This window comes from Lactococcus sp. dk101, from assembly GCF_009601055.1.
Taxonomy (GTDB): domain Bacteria; phylum Bacillota; class Bacilli; order Lactobacillales; family Streptococcaceae; genus Lactococcus.
In genome coordinates, this window is sequence record NZ_WITI01000008.1 from 36900 (window position 1) to 60377 (window position 23478).

Sequence of the window (23478 nt, forward strand, 5' to 3'; positions counted from 1 at the left end):
AATACTCCTGCTGAAAAACTAAAAGCTTGAGACAGTAATAAAGTTTGAACTTCCGAACATTAACAGAAGATAATCAAAGAATTGTTCGCTTGTGCTAGATGCGGACTGAAAGAAAAGGATATAATAAAAGAAGTGGATTTTACAAAAAAAAAATAGAAAATGGTTTTGAATGATTGATGTATTTGATTTAGATGGAACAATTTCCTTTCAAGGAGCGCAAATTTCGCCAGCACTTGTGGCAGCAATTCATAAGCTGGAGGCACAGCATCACACGGTGGTTTTTGCGTCTGCTCGTCCAATCAGAGACATGCTTCCCTTGCTCAAAAAGGATTTTGAAAATAATTTTTACATTGGAGGAAATGGCTCAATAGTCAAAAATGACGGAAAGATTGAAAGTATAGCTGTGATTGATATCGAAAGCATGGGATTTATTAAGGCGCTCATTGATCAGTATGACCTTGATTATTTGATTGATGACGAGTGGTATTATGCTCTCAAAAATAGAAATGAGGCCCTTGCGCAAATCAATTCGAAAGTAGATGCTTTGAAACTCTCTCAAAACGTAGCTATAGAGAAGCTGAAGAAACCCATCAAGTGCATTTTATTAAACTTGCCTGAATGTTTATTTGCACAAATCGCAACACTTTTGGCGAGTTTTCCAGTCGAACTGGTTTTTCACGAAGGGACAAGCAGTATTGACATTACCGCAAAAAATATCAATAAACTGACGACCTTTAAAAAATTCTTTCCCAATCAAACCTATAATGCTTTTGGAAATGACCACAACGATGTGAGTCTCCTGAAATCTTCCCAAAAGGCACATATCATTGGCAATTCTTTGACACTAAAACATTCAGATTTGACTTACCTACCTGCAAATGCAGAGGGCATTGCAGCTTATCTTAAGGAATTTTCTACAAAATAAAAAAGCCAGCTAATGCTGGTCTTTTTATTAAGCAATGACTTCGTTAATAAGGCTCATGCGTTCAGCAACTTCTTCAGAAGTGAGTTGATGTTTCGCGATATAGCGGTTATTCGGATGAATGCGGCATTCGTGTGAACATGAACCAAGGTATTTGTATTCATTTTCTTCAGATGCAAGCATTTGGCGGTTACATTCTGGGTTACCACAGTTGATATAACGTTCGCAAGGACTTCCATCAAACCAATCTTTTCCTACAATGATATGTTCTTTGTGGTTGATTGGAACAGAGATACGGCTATCAAAGACATACATTTGTCCTTCCCAAAGGTCGCCTTGAACTTCAGGGTCTTTTCCATAAGTTGCAATCCCACCATGGAGTTGTCCAACGTCATTGAAGCCTTCGCGGACGAGCCAACCTGAGAATTTTTCACAACGAATTCCACCTGTACAATAAGTCAAAACGCGTTTATCAGCGAATTGTTCTTTGTGGGCGTTAATCCATTCTGGCAGGTCACGGAAGTTACGAATATCAGGACGGATGGCATCTTTAAAATGTCCTAAATCGTATTCGTAATCATTACGGGCATCAATAACGACTGAATTTTCGTCAAGCATTGCCTTGCGGAATTCAACGGGTGAAAGATAAGCACCAGTTGTTTGGAGTGGGTTGATGTCGTCTTCAAGGCTCAAGTTAACGAGCTCATTGCGGTAACGGACGTGCATTTTTTTGAAAGCATTCTCGTCTGCTTCGTCAATTTTGAACATCATATCAGCAAAGCGTGGGTCAGAATGCATCAATTCGATATAGGCATCTGTTTGTTCAACGGTACCTGAAACAGTACCGTTAAGCCCTTCGTCAGCAACCAAAATCCGACCTTTTAAACCAATGGCTTTACAATTTGCCAAGTGTTGTTTGGCAAATAATTCTGCATTTTCAAGTGGGACATATTGGTAATATAAGAGTACTCTGTAATCCTGAGTCATTTTAATTCTTGCTCCTTGTATTATTAAATTCAATTAAATAAATTTAACCTCATTCTAATATAACAATTTTTCTTTGTAAATGCAAAAACTCTAATTGTTATTTCTTTCACAACAATTATATGACGAATTATATTTTTGTCAGCTCTGACAGTACTTAATCGACTTTGCTTTACAGCTTAAGGGATTTGATTTATAATAGAAGAAGTTTTTATAAAACGAAGGAGAAAAAATGCAAGAACAAACAAAACTATTTCATCACAATACATTGGCCGCATTGATGTCAGGCTTGTATGGTGGAACCATTGAAATCGGAACGCTATTGAAAGAAGGTTCATTTGGTATCGGGACGCTCGATGGCGTAGATGGCGAATTGATTGTTCTTGATGGACAGGCTTATATCGCTAAAGGAGACCGTACGGTAAGACTTGTCAGCGCTGACGAAAAGGCCCCTTATGCTGCAGTAACTACATTAGGACAGGGACAAACTTTTGATATCTCTGATGAGATTACTGACCAAGCACTTTTAAAAGAAATTGAAAAACATTTGACCAGCCGCAATCTTTTCCATGCGATTAAAGTTCATGGAAACTTCAAAAAGATGCATGTCAGAATGTCACCTGGTGCAAAAGAAGGGGAACAATTTGTCGATGTTGCTGCCCGTCAACCTGAATATGTTGAAGAAAACGTAATGGGAACAGTGGTTGGATTTTGGACACCAGATTTGTACCATGGCATGAGTGTTGCAGGTTTCCATCTGCACTTCTTGTCTGATGACCGTTCATTTGGTGGTCACATCATTGACTTTAGTTTGGCTTCTGGTCAAGTCGAAGTAACAACGATTGGTCAAGTTATTCAAAACTTCCCCCTCGATGCTAAAAACTTTTTAGAAGCTGATTTAAATCTTGATCAATTGAAAAAGGACATCGAAATTGCTGAATAAAAGAAAAACCAGTTGTACTGGTTTTTTTGTTACATTTTTTCTTGCTTTTCGTATTAAAGATTAGAAAAGAGTGATCAAAGGAGAAAAAATGTTAAGTAATTTTGAGTTTTATCGTTTAAAAAATGCAGGTATGACGAACTTAGGAATAAATAAATTACTTGCCCATTATAAAATTGCACCCGAAAAAATAAGTCTTCGCAAGATGGGGATTATCGCAGGAGTCAAGTCGATTGCTGATTTCTTAGAGCGTTACAAGAGTCAAGATGTCAAATGTTTACGTGAAGAGTTCAAACGATTTCCATCTTTTTCGATCAATGAGTCCATTTATCCAGAACGACTCAAACAAATCTATAATCCACCGGTCCTTTTATTTTATCAAGGAAACTTAGAACTTTTGAAACGTCAAAAAGTGGCTTTTGTCGGTAGTCGAGCTTGTAGTGATAACGGTCAAGCTGCTGTTCAAAAAATCATCAGAGAACTACAAAACAAGCTTGTGATTGTCAGCGGTCTTGCTAGAGGAATTGATGCAGCGAGTCATGTGGCGGCCATCAAAAATGCAGGCCAAACAATTGCAGTCATTGGGACAGGATTGCAAGTAGCCTATCCAAAAGAAAATCGACCCATACAAGAATACATGTGTCAAAAGCATCTGGTCTTAAGCGAGTACGGGCCAGACGAAAAACCGCTTAAATATCATTTTCCTGATCGAAATCGAATTATTGCGGGGCTTGCGCGTGGCGTGGTGGTCATTGAAGCAAAAATGAGAAGTGGGAGCTTGATTACTTGTGAACGGGCAATGGAAGAAGGGCGAGATGTTTATGCTGTTCCAGGCCAGATTAAAGACTCCTACTCAGAAGGTTGCCATTATCTGATTCAGCAAGGTGCGAAGCTTGTCTTTCGCGGAAAAGACATCTTGGAGGAGTATTTTGAATAGGAGCTAAATCAATCAGACTAAAGTTGGAAATTGCTATAGGCAGATACTAATTACTTGACATTATAAAAAAAACCTCTTATGATGAGGAAGTATAAAATCATTGCCACTTGACAAGTGACCATTTAACAAGTAAAATGATTTTAAATTTATAAAATGTATGAAGTTATTTAATAGTAGAAAGTAGACATGCCAACAACCACAAAAACAACGAAACCAAAAAAGAAGAAAACGGCGACTAAAAAAACAGTAAAAGGAAAAAATCTTGTTATTGTTGAATCGCCTGCCAAAGCGAAAACCATTGAAAAATATTTAGGTAGAAATTTCAAAGTTGTCGCATCAGTTGGGCATATTCGCGATTTGAAAAAATCGAGCATGTCCGTTGATATTGAGCATGACTATGAACCTCAATACATCAATATTCGTGGGAAAGCCCCTTTAATCAATTCTTTGAAAAAAGAAGCAAAAGCTGCAAAAGCAGTTTATCTCGCGAGTGACCCGGACCGAGAAGGAGAAGCCATTGCATGGCATTTGGCTCATATTTTAAATCTGCCACTTGACGAAAAAAATCGTGTTGTCTTTAATGAAATCACAAAAGATGCTGTTAAAAACGCCTTTAAAGAGCCACGTACCATCGATGTTGATTTGGTTGATGCCCAGCAGGCGCGTCGTATTTTAGACCGTTTGGTAGGTTATTCCATCAGTCCAATCTTATGGAAAAAGGTCAAAAAAGGACTTTCAGCTGGACGTGTTCAGTCTATTGCCTTAAAATTGATTGTCGATCGCGAAAATGAAATCAATGCCTTTGTACCAAAAGAATATTGGTCAATCAACGGAGACTTTAAAAAGGGAACGAAAAAGTTTGCAGCGGCTTTTTGGGGCGTTGACGGCAAAAAACGTGCCTTAGATACGAACGAAGACGTAATTCAAGTAATGGAGCGGTTAGATGGGCCTGATTATCAAGCCGATAAAGTAGAGAAGAAAAAACGGACGCGTAATGCACCGTTGCCTTATACAACCAGTTCCTTACAACAAGATGCGGCAAATAAAATCAATTTTAGAACCCGTAAAACCATGATGGTTGCTCAACAATTATACGAAGGCATTACCTTAGGCGCTCAAGGCCATCAAGGGTTAATTACCTATATGCGTACCGACTCGACACGTATTTCTCCAGTTGCGCAAGCTGCTGCTGGTGAATATATCGTTGGTCAATTTGGTGAAAATTACAGCAAGCATGGGTCAAAAGTGGTCAATAAGGCTGGTGCTCAAGATGCCCATGAAGCCATTCGTCCATCAAATGTTCTGAATACACCAGATTTGATAGCCAAATATCTGGATAAGGATCAATTAAAACTTTACACTTTGATTTGGAACCGATTTGTTGCAAGCCAAATGACAGCTGCAATCTTTGACACAGTCAAGGTTAATCTGTCTCAAAATGGTGTAATTTTTGTTGCTAACGGGTCTCAAATTAAATTTGACGGATATCTTAAAATTTATAATGATTCCGATAAGAATAACATGCTTCCAGAAATGGCTGAAGGCGATGTGGTGAAGAAAGTCAATCTGAAACCAGAACAACACTTCACACAACCACCTGCACGTTATTCTGAAGCCACATTGATTAAGACCCTCGAAGAAAATGGGGTTGGACGTCCATCAACATACGCACCAACGCTTGAAACAGTTCAAAAACGCTACTATGCACGTTTGGTTACCAAACGTTTCGAACCGACAGAACTTGGCGAAATTGTAAATAAATTAACCGTTGAATTTTTCCCTAATATTGTCAATACTGAATTTACAGCTGAAATGGAAAAAAGTCTTGATGAAGTTGAAGAAGGCAAGCGTAAATGGGTTAGCGTCGTTGATCAATTTTATAAGCCATTTGCAGTTGAACTGGCCAAAGCAGAAGTTGACATGGAAAAGATTACCATCAAAGATGAACCTGCTGGTTTTGAATGTGATTTGTGTGGTCATCCAATGGTAATCAAACTCGGACGTTTTGGAAAGTTTTATGCTTGTAGTAATTTCCCAGAATGTCATAATACAAAAGCCATTGTTAAAGAAATCGGCGTTATCTGTCCAACCTGTCATAAAGGGCAGGTTATCGAACGCAAGACGAAGAAGAACCGTCTCTTTTATGGCTGTGACCGTTATCCAGAGTGTGAGTTCACAAGCTGGGATAAACCGATTGGTCGCGACTGTCCGAAATCAGGTCATTTCCTGGTTGAAAAGAAAGTTCGTGGGGGTGGCAAACAGGTCGTTTGTTCATCCGAAGACTGTGATTATCAAGAAGAAAAGCAAAAGTAACATCATTTTAATTATGTAAAATACATTTTGAAAAGGACTTTTATGAAGACGAATCATATTAATGTCATTGGTGCAGGCTTAGCAGGTTCAGAAGCCGCTTATCAAATTGCTAAAAGAGGAATTCCTGTTAAGCTCTATGAAATGCGAGGGGTTAAACCAACCCCTCAGCATAAAACGGACAAGTTTGCTGAACTCGTTTGCTCCAATTCTTTTCGTGGTGCTGCACTTACGAACGCAGTTGGCTTATTGAAAGAAGAAATGCGCCAACTTGATTCATTAGTAATACGAGCTGCCAACGCGACACAAGTGCCTGCTGGTGGTGCTCTTGCGGTTGACCGTGAAGGTTTTTCAGCCTATATCACAAATGAGTTAGAACAAAATGATAATATTGAAATCATTCGTGGCGAAATCACCGAAATTCCTACTGATGAGATTACGATTATTGCGACGGGACCTTTGACATCAGATGCTTTAGCCAGTAAAATTCATGAATTGAATGATGGAAATGGCTTTTATTTCTATGATGCCGCAGCACCGATTGTTGATATTTCGACAGTTGATTTGGAAAAGGTTTATAAGAAATCCCGTTATGACAAGGGTGAAGCAGCTTATTATAATTGTCCAATGAACAAAGCACAGTTTAATGCTTTTCAAGAAGCTCTTATTTCTGCTGAAACCGCAGACCTTCATTCTTTCGAGAAAATGAAAGTGTTTGAAGGCTGTATGCCGATTGAAGAAATGGCAAGTCGTGGCTACAAGACCATGCTTTATGGCCCTATGAAACCTGTGGGACTTGAATACCCTGAAGATTATAAGGGCGAGCGGGATGGTGAATTTAAAACGCCTTATGCTGTCGTACAGTTGCGTCAAGATGATGCGGCAGCCTCACTTTACAATATTGTAGGCTTTCAAACACATTTGAAATGGGGAGAACAAAAGCGTGTCTTTCGAATGATTCCAGGGCTTGAAAATGCGGAATTCGTTCGATATGGTGTCATGCACCGTAATTCGTATATGGATTCACCAAATCTCTTGAAACAAACCTTCCAATCACGCAAGCAAGACAATTTGTTTTTTGCTGGTCAAATGACTGGCGTAGAGGGTTATGTCGAATCTGCTTCAGCAGGTTTGGTTGCAGGAATCAATGCCAGTCGTTTGTATCAAGGACAAGATGAAGTTATCTTCCCTCGGACAACAGCGATTGGAAGTTTGCCTTATTACATTACGCATACGGACAGTAAGCATTTCCAACCCATGAATGTTACTTTTGGGATTATGGAAGAATGGCCTGAACGCATTCGAGATAAAAAAGAACGATATGGATTGATCGCTGATCGTTCCTTGAATGATTTAAAAGCATATCTTGATTATTGAGACATCACTTTTCAAATAAAATGTGTTATAATAGATATGTAAAATTTAATAAATAAAACAAAGACAATAAATGTTACCTTGCTAATGTCAGACAGCAGGGGGAATATTTATTGTCTTTTTTATTTTATAAGGAGAAAAAAATGCCTCAAACAAAAAAAAGAAGCAGTCGTGTTTACGGCTATCACAGCATGGATTATGGTATATACCATGACCATCTATAATGCCCTCTTATTGGATAATAATTTCACAACAGACGTCTTATGGCACGCCCTAAAAGAAATGTGGTTCGAATTTGTCATTATCTTTTGCTGCGCCTATTTTTTGTCGAGTAAATTTGCTAAATATTCGGCTTTTAAATTTGTTACACCGCAATCAAAGCCTATCGTTATTATTTTGACCATTCAAACTTTTACTGTCATTGCTCAGGTAACTTTTGCAAGTTTTATTGGACTTTATCATAGCAATGGCTTCACAAGCTCTTTTATTCAAAATTATTTGCTCACGTTTTTCCATAATTTTATTATGGCATTGCCCCTTCAGTTACTTATTGCGGGCCCAATCACACGAAAATTATTCCGTTTGATATTTAGATCTGCTGATCAAAATGCACAAAAGGCTACAGTAGAGTAAGAACAAAAAAACCTTGGTTTAACCAAGTGTTTTTTTATTTTTATAGTTTATCCAATCCATTTTTGTTTTCGTCATTGATGATTGAAATGTAAAGGGCAGAAGTGTTGAGATCCGAGTGTCCCAACTGATTGGCGACAAGGGCTTGGTTTTTTGTTTCAGAATAAAGTCTTGTGGCAAGGGTGTGGCGAAGTTTGTGTGGTGAAACTTCGGTTTTAAATGCCTTGGAGTATTTGCCTACTAATTTTTGAACCGAGCGGTTGTCTATTCGCCGTGGAGCTTGATTATAAGTGGACAAAAACAAGGCTTGTTCACGTTCCTCGGGTTTATAGATTTGTTTTCTGACTTCTAGATATAATTCGAGATAGATTTTTGCAAAGGGAGCAATGTTTACGGAGTCTTTTTTTCCGCCTTTTCGGATAACCTCAACAGTCAGCGTATTTAGATTAAGACTTTTCAAATCTGTGTTGGTGCATTCTGACAGCCGAAGTCCTGTACCTAAAATCAAGGCAATAATGGCCAAATCACGTGCTTTATTTTTTTCGAAAAAGGCTTTGGCACGTGACGAGAGTTGCTGTTCGTAGTCATGATCAATAAAATCGAGAAAATCTTGTGTTTCATGATCTAAAAATAGCTTGGATTTGATAGAAGCAGCTCTGGCGTTTAAGGTCTGCTTAGATTTGACAGTTTTAATTTTGTTCATGACATTCCGATAAAAATAAGGCTCGCCTTCTTCATTTTCAGTTTCAACTGTGAGGTAATGAAAAAGACTGGAAAGTGCAGAAATGGTTCGGTTTATTGTAACTTGACTGACGCCGAATTGCTGATTGTTTGAATTACTTTTTGGGCGTTCCCGCAAATATAAAATAAAACTTTCGACATCAACCTTTTTTAAATGTTCAAGAAATGAGAGTGGCAGTTGGGTATAGTCTTGGCTGTCAATCAGTCCAGACTCAAAAAGCCAGTCAAAAAAACGGTGAAATTCTTTAAGATATTCGTAAATGGTATTTTGTGAGCGTTGGGCAACTTGCATGGCGCGGACATATTCATTGACATAATCAGGCATCAGTTCTTGTTCAGCAGAAATGTGTTGAAGCAGTAATTCTTTGTTCATAGGACTAGTATATCACAAGCCAATCCGATAATTCAACTGTTCGCAAAAGCAGTTTGAACCAAAATGAGATTGGTATTATTAACAATTTTATATATCATCTTTTACCACAAAAATAATCCAGTTAATTTAGCGACAACTTTCTTGAAATCTAAAATTCATTCCTTTATAATTGATATATACCGAATTAAATAAAAAATTCATAAGAAGGAGATGACAAAAATGATGAAACTAATTAATGGCGCTACAGTCAGTGCAACGAGTGTAAGAAAGTCTTGGACACAAATTGTCAAAAACATCATTCGCACAAAAACTCCAACCTATGTTTTGTCAAACAATGTCCCAGAAGTTGTTATTGTTGGATATGAAGATTACCAAGAAATGCAACGTAAGTTGGAAGAAATTAACCGCGAAGAATTGGGCAAACAAATCATACAAGAGCATTTAGAAGAATTAGAAGAATTTGTATCGGAACATCAACATGATGTTGTTGATACTAACGAAAATGAACAAGATTAATATTTGGTAGCATTAAAATAAAAACATCTACATTGGTTAAAGTAGATGTTTTTTTGGAGCCTGGAATTGTTATGGTTAAATTATAGCACACAATCTGAATAATCTGTTAAATAAACTATCTAAAAATTACAAAAACTGTCAGAGCTGACAGTTTTTTTATGCTTTTTGGCGACGTGCAAATTCAGAAAAACGGAATTTATCCACTTGATAATGGCTTTCTGTGTACTGAAATGGGCGATTATCTTGGAGATAGACCACAGATTTTACGGAAACGACATGTCGATCAAGTGGTTCTAAATCTAGGAATTTTTTATCGTCATCGGTGACAAGGTCAATGGTAATTCCTTTTTGAGCATAAGCGATGTCGAGTTGCAATTCTTTTTCTAAATAGTCATAGATAGAAGCTTTGGCATGTTCAGCGCTTAAGCCTTCGGCGACATCACAAATAAAGAAATCACGGTCTAAGATGGCATATTTTCCTTCAATTTTGCGACGGCGAAGCACATGATACGCTTGTGTACCAATCGGGAAAGTGGTCAGCGCTGACAGCTCACGGTTAATGACGACAGGCTCAAAGTAAAGCACATCGGTCTCTGCCTCAAAGCCAAGTGTTTCTTGAAGCTCCTTAAAAGAAATCAGTCCTGTTACTGGAAAGAGTAGTTTTTCTTGGGGAATAACAATGCTGCCGAAACCATGTCGGCGATGTACCATCCCATTGTCAGCAAGGACTTTCAAGGCTTGGCGAACGGTGGCTCGTGACGCACCATACAAACTGGTCATTTCATTTTCACTTGGCAAGAGTGAATTTGGTGGATAGCTGCCATTTTTAATCTTTTTTTCTAAATCCTGTAATATAACTTCATACTTTTTCATATAACTATTATAGCAAAAATTTATCCTTTGAAGCTTTATGAAAACGTTTTTATATGATAAAATAACCTTGTTAAAACTTGTACGTACAAGCTACAAATTTTTATTCTATTGTTAAAAATAGATGGAAAGGAACATCTTATGTTTGGTTTTGGAAAAAAGAAAGAACTTGTGGTTGACGACAGCCTTTATGCACCGCTTGCTGGTCAAGTGATTCCTATCGAGGAAGTCTCAGATCCTGTTTTTTCTAAAAAAATCATGGGTGACGGCTTCGCTGTTGAACCTGACGGCAATAAAATTTATGCCCCTGTTACCGCTCGCGTTGAACTAGTTCAAGGTCATGCTCTTGGTTTTGTCAGAGCTGACGGACTTGAAGTCTTGCTTCATGTCGGTATTGATACCGTCAGTCTCAAAGGAGCACCCTTTAATTTCAAAGTTAAAGTTGGCGATATTGTCGATGGAGGCGATGAAGTCGGCACGGTCGATTGGGCTCAAGTTGAAGCAGCAGGTTTAATGAAAACAACGATGGTTGTTTTCACGAATAGTAATGAAAAATTGGCTCGATTTGACATTGCTAAAGGACAAACAACAGCAGCGACTAAATTGGGTACTGCGGCTGTAAAATAGGGAGCATTCGCCCTAGCTATTATTATTTTGTGAATCACATGACGGTTGACAACCGTCTCTGTTTCATCACTAAGATGAAGCAAAAAGGAGAACATTATGTCAAAATACACAGCAATGGCGTCAGACATTATCGAAAATGTCGGTGGTCCTGACAACATTCAAAAAGTCATTCACTGTATTACGCGTTTACGCTTCACTTTGAAAGACAAAGACAAAGCCAATACCGAAAAAATCGCAGCGATTTCTGGTGTTGCAGGTGCAGTTTACAATCAAGGGCTTAATCAATATCAAGTCGTTATTGGACAAACAGTAGAAGATGTTTACGACGAAGTGGTTGCTCAACTGGGGGATCGTGTTGTTGATGATGAAGCAACGAAAGACGCTGTAGCTTCAACTTCAGATAGCAATGGAAGTAAAAATCCATTTGTTCATGCTTTCCAAGTCATCATCGGTACAATTACAGGTTCAATGATTCCAATCATCGGACTCTTGGCCTCAGGTGGTATGATTAACGGGCTTGCCAACTTGTTCAAACAACAAGTAGCAGGATCAATGATTTTCCCCGCCGCAATTAATGCGCACTTATTGAATCCAAACGGATCAACATTTATCATCATCACAACAGCTGCGATGGCACCATTTTATTTCTTGCCAATCCTAGTTGGTTTCTCAGCAGCAAAACAACTCAAAGCAAATGAATATGTTGTTGCTGCAGTTATGGGCGTTTTCCTCGATCCAAACCTTCGTGGCGCCTTGAACACCATTACAACATATATTCATAACGGTGTGACTTACACTAACTATACGGTAAATGATTTGCACACTGTCCTCGGTGTTCACTTCACATCTTCATTGTTCGGTATTCCAGTAGCCTTCCCAGACCCTACAGGATATCCATCATATGCTTATACGATTTTCCCAGCAATCTGCGCTGCAGCTATTGCAGCACCGCTCGGAAAATGGCTCCACAAACATTTGAATGCTGCACTTCGTCCAATCTTTGAACCAATAATTACATTCTTCATCACATTGGTACTCGTTATGGTTGCCGTTGGTCCAATCATGAACCTTATTGGTGGTATTTTGGGTAATGCTGTTACTGGTTTAATTGGTAACGGAGATAATTTGCTTCAACTTGGTATTGCCGCTCTTATCATTGGTGGATTGTATCAATGTTTGGTTATCTTTGGCTTACACTGGCTCATCATCCCAATCCTTACACTTCAACTTGCATCAACTGGTCAATCTAATATCAATATGATTGTTTCATTCACAATGCTTGCACAAGGTGCTGGTGCGCTTGCAGTTTTTGTTAAGACACGTAAGACAGACATGAAAGGACTTGCACTTCCTGCAGCGCTCTCAGCTTTGATGGGTGTCACAGAACCTGCCATTTATGGTATCAACCTTAAATATATTAAAGTCTTTATCATGAGCTCAATCGGTGCTGCTGTTGGTGCCGCTGTCGGTGGATTCATGGGACTTCAAATGTATGGCTTCTCTGGTTCATTGATTGGTTTCCCAAGTTTCATTTCAAATCCAAATGTTGGAAAAGTAATCAATGGCGTAAAAGTAGAACCTCACGTATTCCTTGGTATGAGCAACTTGACAATCTTCTGGATTGCTACAGTTGTCTGTTTCGCAGTTGCTTTTGTACTTGTATTCATGTTTGGTTACAATGACAACGACGTTATGGGCGCGGGCGTTGAAAAGAAGAATGCATTCAAAGACGCAGTTAAATAAAAAATTTCCTTCCAACAATGAAAAAGAAATTAGAGAAAAAATCTCTGGTTTCTTTTTTTGAACGAGATTTTTTAACTATTTTTTGATAAAATGAACTTGTACGTACAAGTGAAAAAGTTTGACGCGACGAAAGGCGAAATACGATGCGAGCAGATTGGATGATTAAATACGAGACGCTTGAAACAGGAAAACGTGCTTATGGCCAAGAGTCTTTGATGACGCTTGGAAATGGCTATCTGGGTTGGCGAGGTGCGCCGGTTTGGGCTAAGTTTTCTGACAATCATTATCCAGGGCTTTATGTGGCAGGCGTTTTTAATCGCACACACACTGAAGTTGCTGGACATGATGTTGAAAATGAGGATATGGTAAACCTGCCAAATCCACAGTTAATCCAACTCTATGTCAACGATGTAGCAGTTGATTTCGAAAATCAAAGTCTTGAGCGTCAAAGTTATATTGACTTTGAAAATGGCAAACAAGTGGATCAATACACGGTCAAAGTTGCAGAAGGCTTACTGACCTTGACGACAGAAAAATATGTTGACCCAATCAATTTCCACCAACTTGCCTTTGAAGGTCAAATTGAAACGGATTTTGATGGTCAATTACGTTTTGAAAGTTTGATTGATGGTTCTGTTCTCAATCAAAATGTGGAACGTTACTGTGCCTTTGACAGCAAAGAATTTGATGTTGTCAGCACTGACAAGGAACTTTTACTGGCCAAAACAAGAACGACCGATATTGAGCTTGCCGTTGCTGCCAGAACACGCGTTGCAGGTCAAACGTTGGCTGCGGAAAATTCAGGACATCCTGAAATTTTGATGCAAGCAGGCCATTTTGACATCAAGGCACATGAGCCACTTTCCTTTGAAAAAGTCATGGTTCTTGCCAGTAGTTATGAAACCAAAGGCGCTGGTGATTTCGCTCGAGCTGAGCTGAATAAAGCCAGTTTGGAAAGCATTAAAGCCAATAATACAGCGTATTGGAAAAAGGTTTGGGAGACAGGCGATATTGTCATCAGCACTGACAACAAAGATTTGCAAGTCATGACTCGCATGAATATCTTTCATATTCATCAAGCTGCCCAACATGAAGCCAATCAATTTTTGGATGCTTCCGTTGGTTCACGTGGCTTGACAGGCGAAGGCTACCGCGGGCATATTTTCTGGGATGAGATTTTTGTAGTGCCTTATTATGCCGCCAATGAACCTGAAACGGCGAGAGATTTGCTGCGTTATCGGATCAATCGTTTGGCTGCTGCGCAAGCCAATGCACAAGTTGATGGCGAACGTGGTGCCATGTTCCCTTGGCAATCTGGCATGGTTGGTGATGAACAAGCTCAATTTGTCCATCTGAACACCGTTAATAATGAATGGGAACCTGACAACAGTCGTCGTCAACGCCACGTCTCACTTGCCGTTACTTACAACATGTGGGTTTATGTTCAACTGACTGGAGACACTTCGATTCTTGAAGAGGGTGGTCTTGATTTATTGGTTGAAACGACTAAATTCTGGCTGAATAAGGCAACACTTGGACAAGATGGACGCTACCATATTGCTGGCGTGATGGGCCCTGACGAGTATCATGAGGCCTATCCAGGACAAGAAGGTGGCATTCGTGACAATGCCTATACGAATTTGATGCTGACTTGGCAGATTAACTGGCTTTTTGATCTTCAAGAACAAGGATTTGATGTGTCAGCATTGGGATCAGAATTGCTTGAAAAGGCAAATTTGGTGCGTCAAAAACTCTTTCTCAATGTGGATGAAAATGGTGTTATCGAACAATATGACGGTTTCTTTGATCTCAAAGAAGTTGATTTTGAGGCCTATGCTGAAAAGTATGGTGACATTCACCGGATTGACCGCTTTTTGAAAGCTGAAGGCCTCTCTCCTGATGACTATAAGGCAGTCAAGCAGGCAGATACGCTCATGACCATTTATAACCTTGGTCACCAAAAGATGCATGATTTGGTGGAACAACTGGGCTATCAGTTGCCTGAGCATTGGCTTGAAGTCAATCGGGACTATTATGTGGCTTGTACCGTTCATGGCTCGACCACCTCTCGTCCCGTTTTTGGCGGTGTTGGTGTTCAATTAGGCGAAACAGAAGATGCACTTGACGCTTTGATTGTGGCTATCGGCTCAGATTATTATGACATTCAAGGTGGAACAACGGCAGAAGGAGTCCATATCGGTGTCATGGGCGAAACGCTTGAAGTCATTCAAAATGAATTTGCGGGCGTGGTCATGCGTGATGGTGTGTTCTCAATTTCTCCTGTCATGCCTGACAGTTGGAAATTACTTCAATTTACTCAAAGATTTAGAGGTGTTCTCATCAATATCGAGATTTCCGATAAAATGCTTCGCCTTACCGCAGACAAGAATGTGACAGTCTTCGTCTATGGTCAATCAGCAACACTTCAAGCAGGCAAAGAGACAAGCTTTTCTTTGAATTAAAAAATTTAGAAATAGGCAGTTGAATTACTGCTTATTTTTTATTGATTTTTTCGATATAAACCATTGACCATTATAAAAAAATACGATATAATATAGAAAAAATCAATAATCAATAAGGAGTATCTCATGAAATTACAAGAAGTTAAAGTTAAAAAAAGATTTAAGTTTGAAAATTTAGGCTTTATTTTATTGATTATTTCTGTCATTTTTGCCTTCATTTCGATGATTTATTTCATGAACGGCGCGCAAAACGAATGGTCAAATACAGCGGCAAAAATCTGCCTCTCTTGTTTCGCAAGTGCTTGGTTTATGATTAACTATGGACAATATGCTAAAAAACATAAAAAATTCATCATCAAAGTGGTACAAACTGAGGATTACGAGACAAGAAAAACATATTGATACCTGCTTTTTTTGTTATCATATTTATTAGTCCTTTCGGCTTATTTTATGATAAAATAAAGGTATGAATGAATTGAAAAAGAATATGATTTTTGAAGCAGAAGTGGTCGATTTGACGCACGAAGGACAGGGGGTGGTTAAGATTGACGGCTTTCCGCTTTTTGTCGATAATGCGCTGCCTGGCGAACTAATCGAGGTTCGCGTCATTAAAGTCGGAAAAAATTTCGGCTTTGGCCGTGTCGAAAAAATCCTCAAAGCATCGCCTTATCGCGTCACTGATATTAGTCTAGACTATTTAAGAACCGGAATTGCTGACTTTGGTCATTTGACTTATGAGGAACAGCTCGTTTATAAACAAAAACAAGTGGTTGAGCTTTTGAAAAAGACAGCAAAGAAAAAGAATTTTCCAGTTGAACCAATCCTTGCTGCTGAACAGACGACTAAATATCGCAATAAAGCACAAGTTCCCGTTCGTGAAATCAATGGTCAAATCGAGACAGGATTTTACCGTAAAAATTCACACCAACTTGTACCGATTTCAGATTTTTATATCCAACACCCAAGAATTGACGCCCTTGTCAATTTTATTCGTGATTTCTTAAGAAAATACGATAGTGCCAGCAAAATCGCTTATAATGAGCAAACAAGAAAGGGCTGGCTCCGTAATATTGTTATCCGTAGAGCTTATCACACTGAGGAAATGATGGTAGTCTTGGTTGTAACTTCTGACAAGTTTCCAATCGATAAGCAGGCATTTCTGTCAGCGCTGACAACGGAATTTAAAGATTTGAAATCAATCCAACTCAATATAAACAACTCAGACGGCAGTTTTATCTTAGGCAAGAAATATCAACTCTTATACGGAAATTCAAGCATTACTGACAGCATGTTAGGAAAGCGGTTTGAGATTTCTGCTCCCGCTTTTTATCAAGTCAACACGGCACAAGCTGAAAAATTATATCAAACAGCATACGAATTTGCTGATTTATCTGAGACGGATACTATTGTTGATGCATATTCAGGAATTGGAACGATTGGTTTATGTGTAGCGGATCAAGTGGCGCAAGTTTATGGCATGGAAGTCATTCCAGCTGCCGTTGAAAATGCGAAACTGAACGCAAAAAACAATAATTTACATAACACAAATTATGTAACGGGTAAGGCAGAACAAGTCATGCCGCAATGGCTTGAAGCAGGGGTTAAACCTGACCTCATCTTTGTTGATCCACCGCGTAAAGGACTTGATGAACAATTTATCATGGCAGCAACACAAATGCAGGCCCGAGCCATCGTTTACATTTCATGTAATCCTGCGACATTTGCGCGCGACGTGGTTCGATTTGAAGAAAATGGCTACCTCCTTGAGAAAGTTCGCCCCGTTGATTTGTTCCCACAAACGCACCATATTGAATGTGTCGGGAAATTTATTAGAAAATAAAACAAGAAGAAGATAGGCTTAGATATGACAAAACATAATCATGAAATTGACTCAAAAAATCATTATGACAAAGTGGCAAGTCATTTTAATCGTACTTGGGATGGCTTTCTTTCTGGCTTTTTTAAACGTTATATTAAAAAAACAGTCCACATTGATGAAAATGACCGTGTCTTAGACATTGGATGTGCAGATGGACAACTCTTGGGCATGCTTTCAGAAAATCAAAGTTTCGAAGCTTACGGGCTTGATATTTCGCCAGAAATGGTCAAAGTTGCCAGCCAAAAGTATCCAAAATTCAATTTTGTCAATGGCTCAGCTCAAAATTTGCCATTTGAAGATGACTTTTTTGATATCTTGATTTGCTCAGCCAGTTTCCATCATTTCCCAGATCCAGAAGGTTTCTTGAAGGAGGCAAAACGTGTCCTTCGACCAAATGGGAAATTAGTTTTAGCTGAAATTCGAATTCCGATATATGATGTCCGCAAGATTTACAATGCTTATGTTGAAAAAACATCAACGGAAGGCGATGTTAAAGTCTATGGACAACAAGAATTGATGGATCTCTTTAAGCAGGCCAATTTTGAACTGGTCAAGCACCATAATGCCCTTCAAATTCAATATTATGAACTTAAAAAACTGCGTTAATCCGCAGTTTTATTGCCTATAAAAGAGAGAGGATTACAATGAACGATTATCTTTCGCTGGTCAAAAAGCAAGGTCGTTTTTTTAATAGTGGCCAAACAAAAAGTCTGGCTTTTCGTCTGTCAGTACTGACGAAGCTAGAAACAGCGATTTTGAACAATGAACAAAACATTTTAGATGCACTCGCCACAGATTTGAGTAAGGCAGCATTCGAGTCTTACGCCACTGAAATTGGACTTGTTTTAGACGAAATCCGTTACAATAAAAAACAACTCAAAAAATGGATGCGTCCCAAGAAAGTAGCTACAGGCATTAAAAATTGGCCCTCAAAAGGTTATATTTATCCAGAACCGCTTGGTTTGTCTTTGATTATTGCCCCTTGGAATTATCCTTTTCAACTTTTACTAGCTCCTTTGGTTTCAAGTATCGCCGCTGGAAATTGTAGTGTTTTAAAGGCAGCAGAAGATGCTCCTGCGACTGAAAGAATCATCAAGGAAATGCTTCATCAAACGTTTGACGAGGATTATATTGCACTTGTCAGCGGTGACAAAACGGCAAGTACGGCTCTTTTAGAACTGAAATTTGATAAAATCTTTTTTACAGGATCGACTGCTGTTGGAAAAATTGTCATGCGGGCTGCCAGCAAAAATTTGACACCAGTAACGCTTGAATTGGGTGGGAAAAGTCCTTGTATCGTTGATGAGACGGCAAGCATTGAACGTGCGGCCAAACGGATTATTTGGGGCAAGTTTTTAAATGTTGGTCAAACCTGTGTTGCGCCTGATTATGTTTGGGTGCATCAGTCTCAAAAGATGGCATTGATTGAAGCCATGAAAAGAGAAATCCAGCTCATGTATCCGCACCCGCTTGACAATGCAGATTATCCTGCTGTCATCACGGACAGACATTTCAAGCGGCTACTTGGACTCATTGAGGCAGATTGCTTGATTTGCGGTGGGCAATCCAATCCTGAAAATCGAAAATTGGCGCCAACCTTGCTAGATCTCGACGGTTGGGATTATCCTGTCATGGCTGACGAAATTTTCGGACCGATTTTGCCCATTTTGACCTATCAAAATTTTGAAGAAATCCAGCTCATCTTGCAGGAAAAACCAAAACCCTTGGCAGCTTATTTATTTACTACGAGTCAAAAAAATGAGCAAACCTTTTTAAATACTCTCTCGTTTGGCGGTGGCTGTATCAACGATACTGTTGTTCATGTTGCGACAAGTCGTTTGCCATTTGGTGGCGTTGGTGCCAGTGGTATGGGGGCATACCACGGTTTCAAAGGTTTTGAAACTTTTTCACATTTTAAAAGTGTGCTTAAAAAATCGCAAATCATCGACCTGCCCTTACGCTATCCGCCTTATCAAGAAAAATGGTTCACATTACTAAAAAAATTATAAAATGAAAGTCAGTAATTATGCTTAGAATTTCACAAATCCGTCTCTCTATTGACGACGACATCAAAAAAATCAAACCTTTAGTTCTCAAAAAGCTCCGTCTTCCTGAAGAAGATTTAATCAATTATCGCATTTACAAGGAGTCGATTGACGCACGACACGCCGGAAAAATTGACTTTATCTATACGGTTGACGTAGAGGTTAAAAACGAGGCCAAGCTGCTCAAGAAGAAGTTGCTTAACGTTTCTGAAGCTCCTGACCTTGCTTATCACATGCCCATTTCTGGAACACAAGTTTTAAGCCATCGTCCACTTGTCATCGGTTTTGGCCCTGCGGGCATGTTTGCGGCACTTTTATTGGCGCAAAAAGGCTATCGCCCAATTGTTTTAGAACGTGGCGGTCAAGTGGATGACCGTGTCAAATCAATCGATGCTTTTTGGAAAGAAGGAAAATTAGATCCTCATTCCAATGTCCAATTTGGTGAAGGGGGCGCAGGCACTTTTTCTGACGGCAAATTAACCAGTCGTGTTCGTGATTTGCGTGGACGTAAAGTTCTACAAGAGTTCGTTAATGCGGGAGCGCCAGAAGACATTTTGTACCATGCACATCCCCATGTCGGAACAGATTTATTGCGTGATATTGTTAAAAATATCCGCCAACAAATCATTACACTCGGTGGGGAAGTTTACTTTGATAGTCAGGTTGAAAAATTTGTCATTGCTGACAAGGCATTGCAAGCGGTCAAATTAAAAAATGGAAGGACTTTTGAGACTGAACAAGCCATTTTAGCTATAGGGCATTCAGCACGCGATACATTTTCGGAACTTTATGAAACAGGGGTTCAGATTACGGCCAAACCTTTTGCCATTGGTGTTCGTATAGAACATCCGCAAAGTTTGATCAATAAGGCCCAATACAAAGAATTCGCCGAACATCCGCGTCTCGGTGCAGCAGAATACCGCTTGACCCACAAAGCAAGCAGTGGTCGTGGAGTTTATACGTTTTGTATGTGTCCCGGAGGCCTCGTTGTACCTGCAGCTTCAGAAGAAGGACGCTTGGTAACCAATGGCATGAGTGAACATGCACGAAATGAAGAAAATGCGAATAGTGGACTTTTAGTTCAAGTCTTTCCTGAAGATTTTCCAACGGACCATCCACTTGCTGGGGTCGAATTCCAGCGTCAACTTGAAGCAAAAGCTTATCAATTAGGTGGTTCAACTTATCAAGCTCCTGCACAATTAGTGGGTGACTTTTTGGCAGGCCAAGCCTCAACCAAAATGGGAACAGTAAAGGCCAGTTATGCGCTTGGTGTGACGCCAACGGATTTAACAGCACTTTTCCCAGCTTACATTACAGATGCCATGAAAGAGGCGATTACAGCCTTTGATAAAAAGATTCACGGCTTTGCCATGAATGATGCTGTCATGACAGGGATTGAATCGCGTTCCTCATCGCCAGTCAGAATCAATCGAGATGAAGACAGCTTCCAATCTGTTAGCATCAAAGGGATTTATCCAAGTGGCGAAGGTGCTGGCTTTGCTGGAGGAATTGTTTCTGCAGCAATTGACGGGCTCAAATGTGCGGAACATTTGATTGAAAGCTTCGCACCAGCTCAATCTTAAAGACCACAACTTAAAATATGCTATAATAGAATGAGAATATCATTCAATCAATAGTGAAGGAAATTATTATGAAAAAGGAAAACAAGCCATTTTCATCAACAGTTTTTATGAAATGGATTATTAACAATAAAATTGTCACCATACTTACGATTATTCTGCTCTTCTTACTGAATATTTTTGTACTAAGCAAGGTAGAATTTATCTTTCAGCCGGTCAATGACTTTTTAGCCATCATCGGACTTCCGATTGTTTTGGCTGCTGTATTTTACTATTTGCTCAATCCAGTCGTTGACTTTGCTCAGAAGCACAAGGTACCTCGCGTGGTTTCAATTGCAGTTCTCTTTATCTTGATTGCGGCTTTGATTGTTTGGGGCTTGGTCGTTGCCATTCCTAACATTTCTAGTGGGATTGAATCTTTTGCTTCAAATGTTCCCATTTATGTCAATGATGCCCAAAAAGGTGTGAATTCCATTTTGGAAAATCCGCATTTTGAGCAACTTAAACCACAAGTCGATAAAATCGCAAGTTCTTTGGGAAGTCAACTGATTGATTGGTCAAAAACCTTTTCATCTACAGCCCTCGATACCATTACCGGCTTAATCGGTAAAACAACCAGTGTGGTCATTTCTTTGATTGTCTTTCCTTTTGTCCTCTTTTATTTATTGAAAGATGGCAAGAAATTAAATGGCTATGTGACACATCTTTTACCCAAAGCATGGCGCAAGGACACTTCAGATATTTTACATGAAATCAACAGCCAACTGTCCAACTATGTTAGAGGGCAAATCATTGTAGCTTTCTCGGTTGCGGTCATGTTCTTGATTGGCTTGCCACTCATTGGGCTTAAATATGGCGTTGCTTTAGCCATCATGTCTGGATTCTTTAATTTGATTCCTTTCTTAGGTTTTTATCTGGCCATTGTTCCTGCGCTTATCATTGCCATGGTAACAGGTGGCCCAATCATGTTGGTGAAAGTCATCATTGTTTATACGATTGAACAAACCATTGAAGGCCGTTTGATTTCTCCTCTGGTTCTTGGAAAATCACTTACCATTCATCCCATTACCGTCCTCTTTGCTTTGTTAACATCGGCCAAAATTTGGGGCGTTTGGGGCGTGCTTCTCGGCATTCCATTGTACGCGACAGCCAAAGTTGTCATAGTCCATATTTTTGAATGGTACAAACAAATCTCCGAACTTTACCCTGATGACCCAATTCTAGAGTTAAGTTCGCCCGATGAAACATCAATGAATTAAATATTAGAAATTAGGTTACCCATGTCATACGCTCAAGAGACAGTCGATTTTTTACATCAAGGTCAATTCGACAAAATGCAAGAAAGCCTTGAAAATGCCATAAAAAATGATTCCGAAGAATTACTGGCTGACTTAGCAGAATACCTTCAAATGATGGGATTTGATGCTGAAAGCCAACAGATTTATGATGCCATTTTACAGAATAATCCTGAGAGTACCGCCATTTTAATCAATTTGGCAGAACTGGCTGAAGATGATGGCGAGCTTGATAAGGCGCTGGATTACCTCTACCGGATTACACCTGAGGACAGCAATTATATTGCTGCTTTAGTTAAAATTGCGGATTTATACGAAGTGGACGGCGATTATGAAACAGCCATTTCAAAACTTGAAGAAGCACAAGCCCTTTCAGATGACCCATTGGTAACTTTTGCTTTGGCTGAAAGTTTATTTGCCAATCTGGAATACCAACGTGCCATTAACGAATACGCTAAATTATCTGAACGTAAAATCTTGCATCATACAAAAATTTCGATTTATCAGCGGATTGGCGAAAGTTATGCTCAACTGGGCAACTTTGAAAACGCCATTTCTTTCCTTGAAAAATCATATGAATTTGATAAATCAAGCGATACACTATATAAAATCGCTATTTTATACAGTGAGATTGGCAATCGGACGCGCGCCATTTCAACCTTTAAAAAACTTGTCAGTGCTGACAACGATTTTCTCAATTTTGAGTTTGCTTACGCACAGGTCTTACTTGAAGATGGCCAAGCTGACGAAGCTTTCAAAATTGCTGAACAAGGACGCAAAAAGGCCCCTAATAATGTTCCGCTCATGCATTTTGTTTCACGCTTGAAATATCAAAATAAAGATATTGAAGGGTCAGAAGCAGAACTGATGGAGGCACTCAATCAGCCAGAAATGCACGACCAAACCATTTTCTTGCTGGCCAATCTTTACTTCAATCAAGAAGATTATCATGCCGTCTTAAACCTTAAATCCTCGCTTGAAGAACAACACTTGCTTGCGCAATGGCTCTTTGCCCAATCTTACCGTGCCTTAGAAGATGACGAAGAAGCTCAAAAAGCATATGATGAACTCTTAGAAACAAGTCTCTCTGAAAATCCCGAATTTCTTAGTGATATGATCGATTATTTGCGCGAAATTGGACAAATCAAGGCTTCTGAAAATTTGATACGTCGTTATTTAGAACTTGTTCCAGATGATGAAAATATGAGAAACTTACTTTTCGAGTAAGTTTTTTCTTATTTTAGCCTTCT

20 protein-coding genes are annotated in these 23478 nt (G+C 39.3%); 17 read left to right on the plus strand and 3 right to left on the minus strand.

Annotation, left to right across the window (positions count from 1 at the left end; translation table 11 throughout):
* Positions 1 to 169: 169 nt before the first annotated feature.
* A complete protein-coding gene (locus tag GHI45_RS07220) occupies positions 170 to 925 on the plus strand; it encodes an HAD family hydrolase (RefSeq protein WP_147780165.1) in 756 nt (251 codons plus the stop codon).
* Positions 926 to 952: 27 nt separating this feature from the next.
* Here GHI45_RS07220 and GHI45_RS07225 read toward each other — a convergent pair whose 3' ends face one another.
* Positions 953 to 1909 (minus strand): rhodanese-related sulfurtransferase, encoded by a 957-nt coding sequence (locus GHI45_RS07225; protein ID WP_147780164.1) that lies wholly within the window; start codon positions 1907 to 1909, stop codon positions 953 to 955.
* A gap of 229 nt (positions 1910 to 2138) precedes the next feature.
* Here GHI45_RS07225 and budA point away from each other — a divergent pair, with 229 nt between their 5' ends.
* The 5 genes from budA to GHI45_RS07250 all read left to right on the plus strand — a co-directional run bounded on the left by budA (position 2139) and on the right by GHI45_RS07250 (position 8100).
* Positions 2139 to 2849 (plus strand): acetolactate decarboxylase, encoded by a 711-nt coding sequence (budA, locus tag GHI45_RS07230; RefSeq protein WP_147780163.1) that lies wholly within the window; start codon positions 2139 to 2141, stop codon positions 2847 to 2849.
* A gap of 88 nt (positions 2850 to 2937) precedes the next feature.
* Complete coding sequence (gene dprA / locus GHI45_RS07235) at positions 2938 to 3783, plus strand: DNA-processing protein DprA (RefSeq protein ID WP_147780162.1); 846 nt, start codon at positions 2938 to 2940, stop codon at positions 3781 to 3783.
* A gap of 186 nt (positions 3784 to 3969) precedes the next feature.
* Positions 3970 to 6096, plus strand: a complete 2127-nt coding sequence (gene topA, locus GHI45_RS07240) for a type I DNA topoisomerase (RefSeq protein WP_147780161.1) — start codon at positions 3970 to 3972, stop codon at positions 6094 to 6096.
* A 42-nt stretch (positions 6097 to 6138) separates the two neighbouring features.
* A complete protein-coding gene (gene trmFO, locus GHI45_RS07245) occupies positions 6139 to 7470 on the plus strand; it encodes a methylenetetrahydrofolate--tRNA-(uracil(54)-C(5))-methyltransferase (FADH(2)-oxidizing) TrmFO (protein ID WP_147780160.1) in 1332 nt (443 codons plus the stop codon).
* A 168-nt stretch (positions 7471 to 7638) separates the two neighbouring features.
* Positions 7639 to 8100 (plus strand): DUF2798 domain-containing protein, encoded by a 462-nt coding sequence (locus tag GHI45_RS07250; protein ID WP_147780159.1) that lies wholly within the window; start codon positions 7639 to 7641, stop codon positions 8098 to 8100.
* A gap of 40 nt (positions 8101 to 8140) precedes the next feature.
* On the opposite strand, the gene xerS is transcribed toward GHI45_RS07250, so the two are convergent.
* Complete coding sequence (gene xerS / locus GHI45_RS07255; RefSeq protein ID WP_147780158.1) at positions 8141 to 9211, minus strand: tyrosine recombinase XerS; 1071 nt, start codon at positions 9209 to 9211, stop codon at positions 8141 to 8143.
* Between the two features lie 219 nt (positions 9212 to 9430).
* On the opposite strand from xerS, the gene GHI45_RS07260 reads away from it, so the two are divergent.
* Complete coding sequence (locus GHI45_RS07260) at positions 9431 to 9727, plus strand: type II toxin-antitoxin system Phd/YefM family antitoxin (RefSeq protein WP_187230098.1); 297 nt, start codon at positions 9431 to 9433, stop codon at positions 9725 to 9727.
* 156 nt (positions 9728 to 9883) lie between these two features.
* On the opposite strand, the gene treR is transcribed toward GHI45_RS07260, so the two are convergent.
* The gene (gene treR / locus GHI45_RS07265; RefSeq protein ID WP_147780156.1) at positions 9884 to 10600 is read right to left on the minus strand and encodes a trehalose operon repressor; all 717 of its coding nucleotides are present in this window, start codon (positions 10598 to 10600) and stop codon (positions 9884 to 9886) included.
* Between the two features lie 138 nt (positions 10601 to 10738).
* On the opposite strand from treR, the gene GHI45_RS07270 reads away from it, so the two are divergent.
* From GHI45_RS07270 to GHI45_RS07315, 10 genes are all read left to right on the plus strand, one after another.
* The gene (locus tag GHI45_RS07270; RefSeq protein ID WP_147780155.1) at positions 10739 to 11224 is read left to right on the plus strand and encodes a glucose PTS transporter subunit IIA; all 486 of its coding nucleotides are present in this window, start codon (positions 10739 to 10741) and stop codon (positions 11222 to 11224) included.
* A gap of 96 nt (positions 11225 to 11320) precedes the next feature.
* Positions 11321 to 12967, plus strand: coding sequence for a PTS transporter subunit EIIC (locus GHI45_RS07275; protein ID WP_147780154.1), 1647 nt, complete (start codon positions 11321 to 11323; stop codon positions 12965 to 12967).
* Between the two features lie 143 nt (positions 12968 to 13110).
* Positions 13111 to 15429 carry a glycosyl hydrolase family 65 protein gene (locus GHI45_RS07280; protein ID WP_147780153.1) on the plus strand — a complete coding sequence of 773 codons (2319 nt, stop codon included), beginning with the start codon at positions 13111 to 13113 and terminating at the stop codon, positions 15427 to 15429.
* Between the two features lie 126 nt (positions 15430 to 15555).
* Positions 15556 to 15831 carry a hypothetical protein gene (locus GHI45_RS07285; RefSeq protein WP_147780152.1) on the plus strand — a complete coding sequence of 92 codons (276 nt, stop codon included), beginning with the start codon at positions 15556 to 15558 and terminating at the stop codon, positions 15829 to 15831.
* Between the two features lie 64 nt (positions 15832 to 15895).
* Positions 15896 to 17269 (plus strand): 23S rRNA (uracil(1939)-C(5))-methyltransferase RlmD, encoded by a 1374-nt coding sequence (rlmD, locus tag GHI45_RS07290; RefSeq protein ID WP_147780151.1) that lies wholly within the window; start codon positions 15896 to 15898, stop codon positions 17267 to 17269.
* 24 nt (positions 17270 to 17293) lie between these two features.
* Positions 17294 to 17914 (plus strand): class I SAM-dependent methyltransferase, encoded by a 621-nt coding sequence (locus GHI45_RS07295; RefSeq protein WP_147780150.1) that lies wholly within the window; start codon positions 17294 to 17296, stop codon positions 17912 to 17914.
* Between the two features lie 38 nt (positions 17915 to 17952).
* Positions 17953 to 19317 carry an aldehyde dehydrogenase gene (locus GHI45_RS07300; RefSeq protein WP_147780149.1) on the plus strand — a complete coding sequence of 455 codons (1365 nt, stop codon included), beginning with the start codon at positions 17953 to 17955 and terminating at the stop codon, positions 19315 to 19317.
* 17 nt (positions 19318 to 19334) lie between these two features.
* On the plus strand, positions 19335 to 20936 hold the full coding sequence (locus GHI45_RS07305; RefSeq protein ID WP_147780148.1) for an NAD(P)/FAD-dependent oxidoreductase: 1602 nt from the start codon (positions 19335 to 19337) through the stop codon (positions 20934 to 20936).
* A gap of 68 nt (positions 20937 to 21004) precedes the next feature.
* Positions 21005 to 22192, plus strand: a complete 1188-nt coding sequence (locus GHI45_RS07310; RefSeq protein WP_147780147.1) for an AI-2E family transporter — start codon at positions 21005 to 21007, stop codon at positions 22190 to 22192.
* A gap of 21 nt (positions 22193 to 22213) precedes the next feature.
* Complete coding sequence (locus GHI45_RS07315) at positions 22214 to 23455, plus strand: tetratricopeptide repeat protein (RefSeq protein WP_147780146.1); 1242 nt, start codon at positions 22214 to 22216, stop codon at positions 23453 to 23455.
* Positions 23456 to 23478: the final 23 nt, after the last annotated feature.

Excerpts from the sequence above, each read along its gene's own strand:
- GHI45_RS07310 (WP_147780147.1), top strand. The coding sequence starts at position 21,005 with ATGAAAAAGGAAAACAAGCCATTTTCATCAACAGTTTTTATGAAATGG.
- GHI45_RS07220 (WP_147780165.1), top strand. The coding sequence starts at position 170 with ATGATTGATGTATTTGATTTAGATGGAACAATTTCCTTTCAAGGAGCG.
- trmFO (WP_147780160.1), top strand. The coding sequence starts at position 6,139 with ATGAAGACGAATCATATTAATGTCATTGGTGCAGGCTTAGCAGGTTCA.
- treR (WP_147780156.1), bottom strand. The coding sequence starts at position 10,600 with ATGAAAAAGTATGAAGTTATATTACAGGATTTAGAAAAAAAGATTAAA.
- GHI45_RS07260 (WP_187230098.1), top strand. The coding sequence starts at position 9,431 with ATGATGAAACTAATTAATGGCGCTACAGTCAGTGCAACGAGTGTAAGA.
- GHI45_RS07295 (WP_147780150.1), top strand. The coding sequence starts at position 17,294 with ATGACAAAACATAATCATGAAATTGACTCAAAAAATCATTATGACAAA.
- rlmD (WP_147780151.1), top strand. The coding sequence starts at position 15,896 with ATGAATGAATTGAAAAAGAATATGATTTTTGAAGCAGAAGTGGTCGAT.
- topA (WP_147780161.1), top strand. The coding sequence starts at position 3,970 with ATGCCAACAACCACAAAAACAACGAAACCAAAAAAGAAGAAAACGGCG.
- GHI45_RS07270 (WP_147780155.1), top strand. The coding sequence starts at position 10,739 with ATGTTTGGTTTTGGAAAAAAGAAAGAACTTGTGGTTGACGACAGCCTT.
- GHI45_RS07275 (WP_147780154.1), top strand. The coding sequence starts at position 11,321 with ATGTCAAAATACACAGCAATGGCGTCAGACATTATCGAAAATGTCGGT.
- dprA (WP_147780162.1), top strand. The coding sequence starts at position 2,938 with ATGTTAAGTAATTTTGAGTTTTATCGTTTAAAAAATGCAGGTATGACG.
- budA (WP_147780163.1), top strand. The coding sequence starts at position 2,139 with ATGCAAGAACAAACAAAACTATTTCATCACAATACATTGGCCGCATTG.
- GHI45_RS07285 (WP_147780152.1), top strand. The coding sequence starts at position 15,556 with ATGAAATTACAAGAAGTTAAAGTTAAAAAAAGATTTAAGTTTGAAAAT.
- GHI45_RS07305 (WP_147780148.1), top strand. The coding sequence starts at position 19,335 with ATGCTTAGAATTTCACAAATCCGTCTCTCTATTGACGACGACATCAAA.
- GHI45_RS07280 (WP_147780153.1), top strand. The coding sequence starts at position 13,111 with ATGCGAGCAGATTGGATGATTAAATACGAGACGCTTGAAACAGGAAAA.
- GHI45_RS07225 (WP_147780164.1), bottom strand. The coding sequence starts at position 1,909 with ATGACTCAGGATTACAGAGTACTCTTATATTACCAATATGTCCCACTT.
- GHI45_RS07315 (WP_147780146.1), top strand. The coding sequence starts at position 22,214 with ATGTCATACGCTCAAGAGACAGTCGATTTTTTACATCAAGGTCAATTC.
- GHI45_RS07300 (WP_147780149.1), top strand. The coding sequence starts at position 17,953 with ATGAACGATTATCTTTCGCTGGTCAAAAAGCAAGGTCGTTTTTTTAAT.
- xerS (WP_147780158.1), bottom strand. The coding sequence starts at position 9,211 with ATGAACAAAGAATTACTGCTTCAACACATTTCTGCTGAACAAGAACTG.